The organism is Neobacillus sp. PS3-34, assembly GCF_030915465.1.
GTDB lineage: Bacteria > Bacillota > Bacilli > Bacillales > Cytobacillaceae > Neobacillus_A.
Genome location: NZ_CP133267.1, coordinates 167,569 through 181,162, shown reverse-complemented (window position 1 = coordinate 181,162; position 13,594 = coordinate 167,569). Strand labels below are relative to the sequence as shown.

General features: G+C 41.3%; 12 protein-coding genes and 2 pseudogenes. 6 read left to right on the top strand and 8 right to left on the bottom strand.

All coding sequences use genetic code 11. The features are described from left to right. Positions 1 to 72: 72 nt before the first annotated feature. The 3 genes and pseudogenes from RCG23_RS00945 (at position 73) to RCG23_RS00935 (ending at position 2,314) form a co-directional block, all read left to right on the top strand. A pseudogene (locus RCG23_RS00945) lies at positions 73 to 857 on the top strand (transporter substrate-binding domain-containing protein). Between the two features lie 89 nt (positions 858 to 946). After that, complete coding sequence (locus RCG23_RS00940; protein WP_374049797.1) at positions 947 to 1,555, top strand: amino acid ABC transporter permease; 609 nt, start codon at positions 947 to 949, stop codon at positions 1,553 to 1,555. Positions 1,556 to 1,568: 13 nt separating this feature from the next. Beyond that, a pseudogene (locus RCG23_RS00935) lies at positions 1,569 to 2,314 on the top strand (amino acid ABC transporter ATP-binding protein). 221 nt (positions 2,315 to 2,535) lie between these two features. On the opposite strand, the gene RCG23_RS00930 reads toward RCG23_RS00935, so the two are convergent. The 5 genes from RCG23_RS00930 to RCG23_RS00910 form a co-directional block, all read right to left on the bottom strand. Beyond that, entirely contained in the window at positions 2,536 to 3,162 is a 627-nt protein-coding gene (locus tag RCG23_RS00930; protein WP_308178189.1) for a metallophosphoesterase family protein, read from the bottom strand. A 65-nt stretch (positions 3,163 to 3,227) separates the two neighbouring features. Then, on the bottom strand, positions 3,228 to 4,577 hold the full coding sequence (locus RCG23_RS00925) for a metallophosphoesterase family protein (protein ID WP_308178188.1): 1,350 nt from the start codon (positions 4,575 to 4,577) through the stop codon (positions 3,228 to 3,230). A gap of 113 nt (positions 4,578 to 4,690) precedes the next feature. Further along, positions 4,691 to 4,825: a hypothetical protein gene (locus tag RCG23_RS00920; RefSeq protein ID WP_308178187.1), complete on the bottom strand. Its 135-nt coding sequence runs from the start codon at positions 4,823 to 4,825 to the stop codon at positions 4,691 to 4,693. A 169-nt stretch (positions 4,826 to 4,994) separates the two neighbouring features. Further along, positions 4,995 to 6,578: a M2 family metallopeptidase gene (locus RCG23_RS00915; protein WP_308178186.1), complete on the bottom strand. Its 1,584-nt coding sequence runs from the start codon at positions 6,576 to 6,578 to the stop codon at positions 4,995 to 4,997. Between the two features lie 120 nt (positions 6,579 to 6,698). Further along, positions 6,699 to 7,802, bottom strand: coding sequence for a putative glycoside hydrolase (locus tag RCG23_RS00910; RefSeq protein WP_308178185.1), 1,104 nt, complete (start codon positions 7,800 to 7,802; stop codon positions 6,699 to 6,701). Between the two features lie 150 nt (positions 7,803 to 7,952). On the opposite strand from RCG23_RS00910, the gene RCG23_RS00905 reads away from it, so the two are divergent. After that, a complete protein-coding gene (locus RCG23_RS00905) occupies positions 7,953 to 9,011 on the top strand; it encodes an MFS transporter (protein WP_308178184.1) in 1,059 nt (352 codons plus the stop codon). Positions 9,012 to 9,295: 284 nt separating this feature from the next. Next, positions 9,296 to 9,895, top strand: a complete 600-nt coding sequence (locus tag RCG23_RS00900; RefSeq protein WP_308178183.1) for a hypothetical protein — start codon at positions 9,296 to 9,298, stop codon at positions 9,893 to 9,895. A gap of 84 nt (positions 9,896 to 9,979) precedes the next feature. Here the strand turns inward: RCG23_RS00900 and RCG23_RS00895 are convergent, their stop codons facing one another. Then, positions 9,980 to 10,912, bottom strand: a complete 933-nt coding sequence (locus RCG23_RS00895) for an acetamidase/formamidase family protein (RefSeq protein ID WP_308178182.1) — start codon at positions 10,910 to 10,912, stop codon at positions 9,980 to 9,982. Between the two features lie 214 nt (positions 10,913 to 11,126). Here RCG23_RS00895 and RCG23_RS00890 point away from each other — a divergent pair, with 214 nt between their 5' ends. After that, the gene (locus RCG23_RS00890) at positions 11,127 to 11,843 is read left to right on the top strand and encodes a DUF2161 domain-containing phosphodiesterase (protein ID WP_374049796.1); all 717 of its coding nucleotides are present in this window, start codon (positions 11,127 to 11,129) and stop codon (positions 11,841 to 11,843) included. Positions 11,844 to 11,958: 115 nt separating this feature from the next. Here RCG23_RS00890 and RCG23_RS00885 read toward each other — a convergent pair whose 3' ends face one another. Continuing rightward, positions 11,959 to 12,873: a DMT family transporter gene (locus RCG23_RS00885; protein WP_308178181.1), complete on the bottom strand. Its 915-nt coding sequence runs from the start codon at positions 12,871 to 12,873 to the stop codon at positions 11,959 to 11,961. Positions 12,874 to 13,083: 210 nt separating this feature from the next. Further along, complete coding sequence (locus RCG23_RS00880) at positions 13,084 to 13,503, bottom strand: VOC family protein (protein ID WP_308178180.1); 420 nt, start codon at positions 13,501 to 13,503, stop codon at positions 13,084 to 13,086. Positions 13,504 to 13,594: the final 91 nt, after the last annotated feature.

The following is a 13,594-nucleotide window of genomic DNA, read 5'->3' as shown; positions in this document are numbered from 1 at the left end:
ATTGACATCTGATCTATTCTGGATTAATCTAAAGAACGATTAATCCGATAAACTTACTGGGGGTATTTAAAAATGAAAAAAATAGCGGCTCTTATTTTAACTGCTGTTTTGTTGCTTTCGTTAGCAGCTTGCGGGTCAACAACTAACAAATCTAAAAATCTGTTGGAGCAGGTTAAGGATAAAGGCGAAGTCACCATTGGAACCGAAGGAACTTATGCACCGTTCACATTCCATGATAAAGCCGGAAAATTAACTGGTTTTGACATTGAAATTACTGAAGAAGTATTCAAGCGTTTGAAAATCAAGCCAAAGTTCGTTGAAACAAAATGGGATGGCATGATTGCAGCGCTTGATGCCAAGCGTTATGACATGGTTGCAAACGAAGTGGCAATCCGCCCTGATCGATTGAAAAAATATGATATGTCTGACTCTTATATTGCTTCTAAAGCTGTTTTAATTACAAGAGATGATAACACTGACATTAAAACCCTTGATGATTTAAAAGGTAAAAAAGTGGGGCAGTCTTTAGATAGCAACTACCGTAAAATTGCAGAAGATCATGGCGCAACGAATACAGTTGTTGAAGGATTTAACCAAGCAATCGATTTGCTGACTTCAGCCGCATTGACGCAACAATCAATGATAGCTTATCTTACCTTGATTTGAAAAAACAGCGTCCAGAGCTTAAGATCAAAACTGTATACTCAGAACCAAATGCCACAGAAAATGCATTCCTTTTCCGCAAAGGCAGCAAAGAGCTTGTAAATGAAATTAACAAAGCACTTGCTGATATGAAAGCAGATGGCACTTACCTTAAGATTTCTAAAAAATGGTTTGGTACTGACGTTTCTAAGTAAAGGAATTGAAGAGATATGTTTGCAGATGATAGAGCTCAACGAATAATAGGAATCCTTAGCGATTCCTTTTTCCTATTTTAAAGGCGGGATTGTACTATACAATCCCCTTAACATTGATTACGTTTGTCCTTGGGCTTATTCTGGCATTCTTCACTGCGATTGCCCGTCTCTCAGGGAATCGCCCGCTAGTGGCGCTGGCAAAATTCTATGTGTGGATTTTCCGCGGGACTCCGCTATTGGTTCAGATTTTTATTCTATTCTACGGGTTTCCTAGTATCGGGATCACCTTGAATCCGTTCCCGGCAGCTGTTATTGCCTTTACCTTGAATAAAGGGGCTTACAGCTCGGAAATCATCCGGGCAGCCATTCTTTCCATACCAAAAGGGCAGTGGGAAGCCGCTTATTCAATAAGCATGACAAAAGCACAGGCAATGAGGAGAATTATTTTGCCACAGGCGGTACGGGTCTCACTTCCGCCGCTGGGGAATTCATTTATCAGCCTTGTGAAGGATACCTCACTTGCCGCAACCATTACGGTGACGGAATTGTTTCAAAAAGGCCAGCAAATCGCATCTGTTACGTATGAACCGCTGTGGCTCTATATAGAAGTTGCCGCAATATATTTAATCTTCAGCACAGTGCTTTCATTTTTACAGAATAAGCTTGAGGATCGTTATGATCGCAGTGTAGCGAAATAATGGAGGGCCGATCATGATTACGATTAATAAATTGCAAAAACGCTTTGGCGAACTCGAAGTTCTTAAAGGAATCGATTTGTCGATAGAAAAAGGGAAGACAGCGGTTATCATCGGACCATCAGGCTCAGGGAAAACAACACTATTAAGATGTTTAAACCTGTTGGAGATTCCGGATGGCGGATCGATAATGATTGGTGATACGAACATTGATTTTTCTGCTGGGAAAAAATTAAAGACCTCGGATATTTCTTCGTTACGAAAACAAACCGGCATGGTGTTTCAAAGCTATAATCTGTTCCCTCATTTGACTGCATTGCAGAACATTATGGAGGGCCTACGGTAGTTCTGGGTAAATCAAAGGAAGAGGCGCGAAAAAATGCTCTAGATCTGCTCGATAAAGTAGGATTGAAGGATCGGGCAGATATGTATCCACACCAGCTTTCCGGCGGGCAGCAGCAGCGTATTGGAATAGCGCGTGCGATGGCGATGGAACCAGCCGTGTTATTATTTGATGAGCCAACCTCGGCGCTCGATCCCGAGCTGGTTGGCGAAGTGTTAAGGGTTATGAAGGATTTATCTGAAGAAGGGATGACAATGGTCATCGTCACCCACGAAATGCAGTTTGCCCGCGATGCAGCGGACCAGGTGATCTTTATGGATCAGGGAGTCGTGGCGGAACGGGGCACACCAGATGAAGTGTTCGGAAACACACGAAACGCAAGAACATTGCAATTTTTGAATAAAATAGAAGCACGATAAAAGGTGGAACGGCATACTGGGGTATGTCGTTTTTTTGTGCGGAAGACAGGTTCTTCCTCTCGAGAGATTAATAGAACATCAACGTAGTATCGCATAAGTCGGAGTTAACTGAATTTATTCAGCTTGTCAGGGAAACAACGGCTTGTGAATCGACCGTACTGGCCATTGATAGCGGCGTAATGCTAGTCAAATTTCATTAAAAACAGGCTGGCCTCTTGTGGTCAGCCTGTTTGGTTTCTAATAAATTTGTTGCGCAGGTCTGTTCCTTCAAATGCAAGTAAACCAATATTGTTCCCCAGCTCGATAATTGAATTTTTGCCGATGAGCTGGTATTGAAGCCTATCACTCCATAAATAGAAAGAAGGGTCTGATTCTTCCTCTCCCTGGATAATATTAAAGTCAGCATCGCAATAGCGGTGAATTTCTTTTCGCCTTTTGGCGGAGTTAAAGCTTATTGCTAATTTCATAAGGAAGCCCCACACGCCGATAAAGCTCATATTTTTGAATGGAGAGCTTGTAAATTGGGAGACGGCTAAACTCCTGGCATCGGGGAATGAAATAGTCGCTTCCACGGCAGATGCTGAATGGACATCCCCTGATAAAATAATGCACTTGCTCGGATTCCAGCTGGCAATTTGGCTGAGAAGCTCGGTGAAGCCTTTTCCATTATATTTCCACGCTTCAAAGTCGAGTGAATTTTGCACCTCAATCCCCAATACTTTTAGCGGATAGACATAATCGTGCAGGAAGGATTCAATTAGGCCCATTCCGTAAACAGGTGCTGCAGAGATGATGATCAAGGGGGTTTCAGGATTCCAGCCGCTTTTAGCAAGCTTTCCATAAACCATTTCCCAGCCCTCCCTGCTTAAAAGCTTCGGACAGCTACTAGTTTCCTCGATTACTTTTCCGAATTTTACAGGGATTGGCCTACTTCAAATTCCCTTAATGTACGGGTATCAAGAAACACGGCATGGGGATGTGTTGGAGCAACGTAATGCCAGGAATGGAAGTTCCAAAGGGTTTGAACCCATTTTTCGTGTAAGGCTGTGTTATTGAAAATTGTCAAATAGGATTCGATCAAAGAAATGAAGGAGCTATCAAAGCTATCAGGCTCGTTGCCCCATCCCTGGAATGCCCAGTAAGCGGTGAGGCCGTTCGCGATCACATGCCTTCCTAGAGGTGAATTTGAAACGCTTTTTTCCCACACTGAAGAGATGTTCCAGTCATCCGTTAGGTCATGATCATCGAAAATCATATAAGAAGGGATGTTCGCTAATAATCTTCTAATCCGATAAATAGATTGCTGAAAAGAAATTAAGTTTTCCTGTTGATGTTTAAAACGGTTTATAAGCTGCTTTCTTTCTGCTTTGTGCTGGTTAATATGCTTCGCCTCATTGGAAAATGCGAAATGAAGGTCTGCTTCCTCAAAGGGATAAAAAAGCTCATGACTTTGTGCGGTTTCCCATAACTGTGGACCCCAGGATAATAAATACATGACAGCAAATTCGCCGAACTCCATTAAATGGTTTTGTGCCTGAGACGAAGTGAATTGGCAAAGATTTTCCATAATAAACTGCCGCCCATTTATTTGATTAATAGCCGTTTTGAGAGGTTCATTACGAAGCTTAGGTTCAATTTTTTCAAGGGGCTCTTTTTTGCCAATCAGCTCTTGGCCAAGGGCTGAAATCACGCCAATAATCGGATCCGCGACATCATCTGCGTAAATTTGGTCACCCATCAGGAATAGGGAAGAGGGGCGCATTTCTAAATTAGCATATTCTTTTTCAAGCTGGATGTCGGCAATTGCAAGTGCGTCATCCCCTTCACCATGAAGCTTTCTGCATGATCCATAAAGAATCTGGCAATTTTGGCTTGAGCTTTTTATAAAAAAAGAGGGATATTTTAGATTGGCATATACGATGGATTGGGGATGGTCAGGGGTCAATAAGCCAAGGCTTTCTAAATCATGCTGTGCTGTATCGGTTTTAAAATGAAGATTGTAGCCTAGGAGTGTGTCTGTTGGAAAGATTCCACTATGGGGAGTAATTTTAATTAAATGGACAAACAGCTGCTTTCCCAGCCTGACCGTCTCTTTTTCACTATGAATTGGAAGGGCAGAAGTTTCTAAAGGCGATTCAATAGTATACAATGAAGCGTGGATTTCAGATGGTCTGCTAGTTGCAATCCAAATGAAGACCTGATGGGGGGCGGCTCTTCGAATCATAGGTCCTGAAAGGATTAATGGAAAGGTTATAGGCTTCATAAACTCACCTCTCTTCTCATAATCCACTTATTATATTCAGGTTAGCCTGGCCTTTTACCAAAAAAATACTCCCCCAAACGAGTTTGGGAGGAGTATTTGTTCTGCTGTAAATTTTATTGATTTTTATTCTTCAAATCCTGTTGTGTAATATTGCTTCTAATATTTGTTTCTTTGGCAAATTCACTATCCTGGTTCTGTTTGTTTGGATACTTGTTTTTGCGTTCGCGATTGTCGTTTTTATTTGTCAAGGTGACTCCTCCTTTTGTGTTATCAGGCTTTAGTATGGACGGTTTGCGAAATATTATGTCAGTCCAGAGAAAGAAAAAAGCATTGGCTGAACGGGTCAGCCAATGCTTTATCAAATCAAAAAATGTAAGGTGCCTGTCACCCAATTAAGCAGGGGACAGGCACGGATGTTTAGCAGTATAGCTCTACAAAATAGGCTGGGTTGAGTTTTTCTCCGGTAACAAGTTTGATTTTTTCGTTCCAGCTGTATAGCGCGGCTGGTTTGAAGTAGGAGTTGACGAGCATTTCTCCGGCTTCCTTCGTAAAGAAGTCAGGGGAGATCGATTCCTCAATGTATCGCTGAAGCTGTGCTGCTGTCAGTTCACCAAGTAGGTAGTTTTGATAATAAACCGGTGCAAGCGTAAAGTGGATTTTCGCAGCCCAGTCAGGGTTGTCGGTTGAATCCGGAGGGGTGACCAGCTGGATTTCCTGCACGGTTTTCCACCACAGTTTATTAAGATCCTGATCAGGATTTTCGTATAATTCTTTTTCGAAAAATACAAAGGTGATGATCCAGCGTGCAGAGATCAGCATTTGCAGCTGTTGGTATTTCTGTAATTCCGGCGTTAATTCGTTCACCGTTTCTTCATCGACCTTCAGGAAATTCTTCAGCCAGCGCGGGTCCTTGCCCATTTTGCCAAATAGCATCGCAATCGCTTCAGTCGTCAGGGTATGGCTGCAGGTACGAAGGCTGAATGGCAGCGTGGAATCTAGATATTTAAAATATGCAGCATGGCCGAATTCGTGCAAATTCGTTTCCATCCAGTAAGCACTTTCTGTTAAATTACAAAGGACACGGACGTCTCCTTCCCGGTCGATATCCGTACAGAAAGCAGTTGGGTTTTTCTTTTCACGTGGGTACAGGTCGCTCTTTTCATATAGGTCAGATACTTCAATACCCATGGCCTGGAAGGTTTCAGTCGTGATTCCGACAATATCCTTTCCTTTGTAAAAAGGATCTAGATTGGTTGTCTCAGAAGGAGGTGCCTCCTGGAAGAATGGATCTACATAATGCCATGGTCGAATCTCGGAAGCCTCGATGCCAAATTTCTTGGCTAAGCGCTCATCAAGCTCCTGTTTCATTGTGCTGTACGTTTCTTTTGACTGGTCCAACAGATTTTGGAAAATCGAGAATACTTCTTCGCGATCCAATTCCTGCAGGGAGAAAGCCATTTGATGGTGGTTATCGTATCCTAGCAGCTTGGCAGCCTCATTGCGCTTTTTCACGAGTTCCAGTAAGCCTTTCTCGACCACTTTTCCTACATCCTTGCTTGCATGCCAAATATTCTTACGCAGTTCCTGGTCGTCACTATTAATCAATATGTCACGTATTTCGTTAGCGGAATATTTTTTGCCATTCACTTCGGGAGCGAAGGTGTTGAATAATAGATTCAATTCGGAAGAGCGCTTCGATAAATCAGCAAGGACTTCCTCAGGCAATTGATTTTCCTTCATGCTGTTAAGGAATAATTCTAACTGACGTTTTTGAACCTCTGTTAAAGACTCATCCTTTAAAAATTCCAGCGTTTTTTCGTATGTATCTTTTTGAGAAAACATAAGGTTAAATTTTGTATCTGCTTCGCTGAGCTTTTCTGCCCATTCAGGATCGCCGGTAGTCTGTGCCATCCAGCTTGCGACGGTAACATCCTTTAATAGCTTTTGCATTTGGTCATTAAGATCTTGTAAAAATGTATCAACAGTTTGAACTGTCTCCATTTGTTTCACTGCCTTTCCAACAAATTTAGGATAATAGTAACAATATTAAGAATTCGCTAACGATATTCATAAACCTTTTTATTTTTAAAAAATAGAAAAAGGACAACCGGCAGTTGTCCTTTAGTAAGGAGAATAGTCGACATTCGCTGTATAGGTATTGGTTCCACTCCATAATAAAAACCCATCGATTCCTTCTGAATGGAGCGCACTTACTTGGTCTTCAATTTCTTTTTTGCCATAGGTTTTAAAGTTGCCTGCGCCGAGCCAAGTAGCGGTAAAATCCTGAAGCCATGGGCGGGAAACAGGGGGATTAGGTAATTGGGTTAATCGACTTTTTTCCACCTTCGTATATTGTTTAACTAGCTGGTATGGCTGTAAATCGGGTTTTTTGATGCCAAAGATGCCATTCCAATGGCTAGGGTAAATCATCGCGGAAATAACATCCACATTCTGGGCTATTTCGGAAAAATTCTGACCGATTCCGCGGGCCTCCGGAATCACCGTGGCATTCCCAAATGTGTCAACAGACATTTTAACATGGTATGGTATTAATTTTTGATGAGCGTAATGGACGAATCGCGAAACAGCCGCAACCCTAATCCTTTCATTATTTGGGCTTAATTGGCCAATGGACTTCCGTTGATAATTGAGATTTTTTTCAAAGGTTTCAAATTTTTCCGGGAATCTGACATAGTCGAATTGGATTTCCTTGAAGCCGAGATTCGCTGCTTCAATCGCCATCCCGATATTATAATCCCACACTTCCTTTAAAAAGGGATTCGTAAAGGAATCACCTCTTGCGTTTTTCCATACGCCCTTTGAGGTCTTGAATGACCAGTCCGGATTTTTTGCCGCCTTAACAGTATCTTTAAAAACAACAATTCGAGCTATCGGGTAGATATGATTGTTTTGTAATGTTTCAATCAGCTTCCGGGGCTCGGCAATGTAGGGCTTGCCGATTGAGTAGTAAGGTGAATTTTTTGATGGAAGAAAGGTGAGATTTCCATTATCATCCTTAATATCAATCACCATTGCATTTAAATCTGTTTTTTGCACCAAAGTAAGCAATTGATTAAAACGTGGCCCTTTTGTATTCGAGGCTTTAACATAAATTCCGCGGACAGGCTCCTTCATAAAGGGGTCATTGCTTGCCGCGAAACTGGGGGAGGATAAATGGACGGCAAACGTCATAAGTACGATTAATTGTATAAAAACTTTCCGCATATGCTCACACCTTCCGTTAATTTGTTCTTATACTTCGCCGGGAAAGGGAAAATCATTCCGTGATAAGTTTTTCTTAACTTGGTATATAAAAAAATACAATTTTACTAATGGTGTAACCGTTATAAAATAGGAAGGGGGAGAGTGGGATTTATGAGAAATAAAGCATTGTATTTCCTTGGATCGATGATCAGCAATTTCGGGGATGGTATTCAACAGATTGCGATTATGTGGTATATCTATCATTTGACCGGTGAAGCGCTATCGATCGGCTTGATGATCGCAGTTTATTATTTGCCGAGTATTCTTTTAACACCATTTGTTTCGGTATATGTAGACCATCACAATTCAAAACGGTTAGTGGTGACCACAGACCTCCTGCGTTTTTGCATTGTTTTCGGCATGTCTGTCCTTATATTTTTAAAAATTGAATCGACAACGCTTTTTTACCTGTTGCAGTTTATGTTGGCGGTTTGTTACACCATTTACAAGCCTTCTGAGCAATCGTTTATTAAAGAATCATTTTCTGACAGAGATATTCCGTTTGTAATTTCTAAATCGTCTTCCTTTAACGAAGGAGCGTTGATCGCAGGGACAGCAGTTTCAGGGGTATTTTTAATAAAATTGTCCTTATTCGCAAGCTTTTTTGCTAATTCATTAACATTTTTAACAGCGGGTCTTTTATATCTTTTTGTAAAAGTGCTGAATGAGAAGAAGCCGAAGCAAGGGAGGATACAATACTTCTCAGAGCTCGTTTCCGGCTGGAGATTCATTGACGTGAAAAGCGGGATGAAGTATTTGCTTTTTTTATCGATATTAAATAGCATCAGCATTCAGATGACCACGACGATCCTGTTACCACTCGCCGAAAAGTTTAAAGGCGGGAGCGTCCTATACTCCTTATTCGAGGTCTCATTTGCGGGCGGGGGAATAGTGGCGGGCTTGCTCATTACGTTCTTTTTAAAAAAATACCGGCAAAATGTGTTGATTCTGACCATGGCAGGTATGGCAGTTACTTCGCTCCTTTTGCATCTAAATAGATTCGAAATACCAGCATCTGTCCTTGTTTTTTTGCTCGGGCTGTTCACGATGTCACATCTGGTCGTCACTCAAACGCTCATTCAATTAAATTCAACGAAGGAATATATCGGCAGAGTCTCTGGCCTTAGGACTATTCTGGCATCCGTTATTAAAATATCCTCTGCCTTATAACTGGGCTGCTGATTTCAAAAATCGGTGTCTATAATATATTCTTGCTGTTCTCGTTCATCATTATTGTGAGTTTCTTCTCGGTGAAGCAATTGGGAAAAGTGTATGTGCCTAAAGAAGTATAATTTGGAGAGATTGCTTTTACTAAAAGGCATTTTTAAAAAAGAAATTTCACTTTCATGTCTTTGGACTCTTCTATTTTCCGTCGAAATTTTGTATGGTGAATGTAGCCTATTTTACAAAAATATGTCGAATCACTAAGACGACAAAAACATGAGGTGCATACTATGAAGCTGAATAAGTTCATCCCTGCCGCTGTTTTATTGCTCGCCCTCGCTGGCTGTGGCGGTAAAGAAGCGGAAGACTCTTCGAAAAAGCAATCAAAGGAAAGTACTCCTGCGAGTACTAATGTAACAAAAAAGACCGAGACAAAAGCTCCTGCCAAACCCCAGCCTGCTAAAGTGGTTAAGGAGGAAGAGGCTGCCTATATAGGTCAAGAGGACCCAAGCTCTATCCAAGTACAAACGAAAACGGACACACTTTCTCTGCAAGTTGCCGACGTGCAAAATGTAGATTGGAATTCGATTGAAAAAGATACGCCCGTCTCCATAAAGTATTATAAAGATGAAAATGGTCAATTTGTCTTAACGGGTATAGTTGTAAAGACTGATACGAAGGCTAAAGTGATCAAAGAGGATGCTGAATATGTCGGCCAGCTTGATCCAAACTCAATCGAAGTGAACACTAAAACCGACAAATTAATTTTGCAGGTTGATAAAGTTCAAAACGTGGATTGGAACAGCATTGAACCGAATGCTGCGATAGAGATTGAATATTACCAGAACAAAGATGGCCAATATATTTTACAAAGCATCGAGAAGAAATAATCAGTTGATCATAGGTATTGAAGGGGAAGGCCGCAAATAAAAAAGGATGGATTTTCCCATCCTTTTTGACATTTTAATGGGTATTTATTTTAACGCTCCATGAGGAAGAAGTGCATGTACACCGCGAACTCCATTAACAATTTGTGTAATTCGTAAGTCAACGACCAGGCTGGCTAACGCTAATGCCTCTTTGCGTTCAAACCCATATTGTTCTTGCATGAAGTCTAACATTCCTTCCAGTGCGATCATGGTTGCTTCGTTCAAATCCTCGTGAAAACCCATGGTAATCCATGCAGTCGGTGTTTTTGCCCGCGGAGTGGTTATATGAATGTCTTCACGCAATACAAAATTAATGTCAACCAATTCCATTGGACACTCTAACGCGGGGCATCCTACTTCGCCATCGCCTTGGACGGCATGCCCATCGCCGATAGAAAAAAGCCCTCCATTAACTGCAATAGGCAAAAACAGCGTACTTCCTGCAATCAATTCTTTACAGTCAATATTTCCACCACAAAAACGAGGAGGAAAGGTTGAATGTATTCCAGGTTCATCAGGAGGCATTCCCATTACCCCCATAAAGGGACTTAATGCTACCTGATGTCCTTTATCGCTAGTCCCGAGCATAAAATCCGCATCTAATTGCCAGTTCAGGTGAAATTCCTCTCCCTCTGCGATGCCAAGACGTTGATTAACGGGGTGAGCAAAACCTCCTGCACTATTCCAGCCCCATCCACCAGGACGAATTTCATTAATGTTAATTTCAAGCGTCATACCAGGCTCCGCTCCCAGTATGGCAACAGGTCCACATAAAGCGTGACCAGCATCGCGGGGGCGATCCCTTGGTTCAAATTTTTTACGGGGACCTTCATTTGAAAAGGGTTCAAGTCCCCATCCTGCATCGAGCGTACTGTATCGAACGCTATCTCCAGAATCAATCGTTAAAATTGGGTCATAATCTCGTGAGAAAGAACCGTGCAAGGTTGATCGTTCAGGCTGAATTGAATATTTCCCCATAGCAGTGCCTCCTAAAAAGAAATCTGGTATAACTCTATAATACTTGTAAAATATGGATTATAAAATATAGAATATGTAAATATATTAGGGTTTCCTTTAACGGATATCTTATGATTTCCGGCATTGAATTTAGAATTAATGCTGGATGATTAAAAATGTTATGATAAAGAAAAGAAGTTTTAGATAAAATGAGAATAAATTTAAGGGGATTACATTGGCAACCAACAAAGAGAAACGGTATGAAACAGATTTATATGCACCGATCAGGGATTATTTTATGAAAAAAGGCTTTACTGTACATGGCGAGGTTCAGCATTGCGATCTTACTGCTGTTCTAGATGACGAACTGATTGTGGTGGAATTGAAACTGGGGTTAACTGTGGACCTTCTCGTTCAGGCTGCTAAAAGGCAGCGGCTGACCGATAATGTTTATATTGCGATTCCGAAACCCAAAACCAGGTTATCTTCGAAAAAGTGGCAGGATATTTGTCACCTCGTAAAGAGGCTAGAGCTGGGCTTGATGGTTGTTTCCTTCCTAAAAAGCGGGGCTAAGGTAGAGGTTCTGATTTCTCCAACCCCTTTTGACCGTGCGAAAAGCATGCAGCGGAATAAAAAGAAGCGGGAAAGAATCCTGGCTGAAATTAAAGGCAGGCACGCGGACTATAATGTAGGCGGCAGCAATAAAACGAAAATTATGACTGCCTATAAGGAGAATTGCATCCATATTGCTTATCTCCTGGAGAAGTTTGGGGCGTTAACCCCTAAAAAGCTGCGCGAAATGGGGGCTGGCGACAAAACACTGTCCATCTTAACTAAAAACTATTATGGCTGGTTCGAAAAGGTTCAGCGTGGGATTTATTCTATAAATGACAAGGGAAAACAAGAATTAGCTGACTATCCCGAGCATGTAAAGTACTTCACTGAAAAGTGACAGGCACCTTCCAGATTACTGGAAGGTGCCTGTCACTTTTTTACATTAGCTCATAGAAACTTGAATTCCGCGCATAGACAAAAATAGAGCCCTCAAACAGTGAGGGCTCGTAACCTTATGCACTTTTGTTAGGTTCAATAGCCAGGACAGGTTTTCCGGAAGGAAGATTGGCTATGAATACACCCAGCAATACTAATATTCCGCCGAAAATCTGTGTAAGCATAATTGGATTTCCTAAAACAAAATGGGAAGCTATAATCGCTACAAACGGCTGAAGGTTCATAAACATCGAAGCCGTTCCCGCGCCAACCTCGGCCACGCCTTTATTCCACCAAAAACCGGCAATCCCCTGTGCAATGATACCCGCACAAATTAGCAGGATCCACATAAAAGGAGAGTGGCTGATGACCGAGCCGCTGACAAGTGATTCAACACCTGCGGCAGGAATCATCAGGACGCTTCCAAGGACGGTCGCGTACACAGTAACAACGAATGAATTCATCGTTTTTGATAATCCACGAATAAATAATAGACTGATAGAAAGACAAATCATGGCAACAAGTACATTTAAATCACCAAACGAAATCCGGAATGAACCGCCGGCAACTCCAATAATTGAAAAGACGCCAAGCAAGCTGATGAAGGCACCAGATGCTTTCTTTATGGTGAATTTTATTTTAAAAACAATTCGTTCCAAAATGATCGTTGCAATTGGTGACAATGCAATAATCAAGGAAGCATTAGCTGGAGTGGTATGATGCAGACCAGTAAAATAGAAAGTTTGATTAAATAGTGTTCCAAAAATTCCGACCCCGACAAGAAACTTCCACTCTGAAACAGTTGGCTTTCTCATTCCCTTTTGGGTAAGTGCCACTATAATCAAAAAGAGGGAAGTAAAGCAAATCCGGACAGTTGATAAAAACACAGGTGAGAACCCTTTAAGCAGATATGCACTCACAGGATAATTGCAGCCCCAGAGGACAGATACCAAAAATAAACTGATTAACGCTTTATTATTTCGAGCCAACATGTGGATGAACACGTACCTTTCTGATTTACATTTGTTGGAGGTTAATAGAAAAACATTTACTATTATAACACGATAAAGTGATAAATCATTAGGAAATGTTTCGGGGAACGAAAAAAAATTTTCCTTTAAATCTCCAAATCCTAATTGAAAAAAAGTGCCCGACCCCGGAATTAGTTAAAAAGCTAACATGTCCGGAGTTCAGGCACTTTATTATTTTTGCTCAGGATAATCACAGTATTCGATAATGGTACCCTCTGTATCGGCAGGATTTAGATAAATTAATCGTCTACCGTGTTTGTTAATCCGTAATGTACCTTCTAATGTGCGAATTCCTTGATTCTTCAGCTCTTCTAAGGCATCATCCAGGTCTGCTACTTGATAGGCAATATGATGAACCCCCTTGCCTTTTTGCCTGATGAAACGTGCGATGGGGGAGGTAGTATTGTTTGTTGGAGACAGCAATTCAATTCTGTCTCCGTTCACTTCCAGGATAGCAACTTCACTTTCAACACCAATTGCTTCACTTATGTAGCGGTCTATTAACTTTCCGCCTAAAACATTTTCATGAAAATGGATACTGCTCTCTATGTCGCGGACAGCGATACCAATATGATCGATTTTTTTATTCATTTAAGCCTCCAAAATTTTTTATTATGGGTGCCTGTTGCCATTACTATATTACATTATTTCATTGATTGGGAGGGAAATGAATTATTATTGT

What these genes read in the sequence shown, in the direction of transcription:
- RCG23_RS00880 (WP_308178180.1), bottom strand. Translation starts at nt 13,503, where the DNA reads ATGAATAAAAAAATCGATCATATTGGTATCGCTGTCCGCGACATAGAG.
- RCG23_RS00915 (WP_308178186.1), bottom strand. Translation starts at nt 6,578, where the DNA reads ATGGAGACAGTTCAAACTGTTGATACATTTTTACAAGATCTTAATGAC.
- RCG23_RS00925 (WP_308178188.1), bottom strand. Translation starts at nt 4,577, where the DNA reads ATGAAGCCTATAACCTTTCCATTAATCCTTTCAGGACCTATGATTCGA.
- RCG23_RS00910 (WP_308178185.1), bottom strand. Translation starts at nt 7,802, where the DNA reads ATGCGGAAAGTTTTTATACAATTAATCGTACTTATGACGTTTGCCGTC.
- RCG23_RS00930 (WP_308178189.1), bottom strand. Translation starts at nt 3,162, where the DNA reads ATGGTTTATGGAAAGCTTGCTAAAAGCGGCTGGAATCCTGAAACCCCC.
- RCG23_RS00885 (WP_308178181.1), bottom strand. Translation starts at nt 12,873, where the DNA reads ATGTTGGCTCGAAATAATAAAGCGTTAATCAGTTTATTTTTGGTATCT.
- RCG23_RS00895 (WP_308178182.1), bottom strand. Translation starts at nt 10,912, where the DNA reads ATGGGGAAATATTCAATTCAGCCTGAACGATCAACCTTGCACGGTTCT.
- RCG23_RS00905 (WP_308178184.1), top strand. Translation starts at nt 7,953, where the DNA reads ATGAGAAATAAAGCATTGTATTTCCTTGGATCGATGATCAGCAATTTC.
- RCG23_RS00900 (WP_308178183.1), top strand. Translation starts at nt 9,296, where the DNA reads ATGAAGCTGAATAAGTTCATCCCTGCCGCTGTTTTATTGCTCGCCCTC.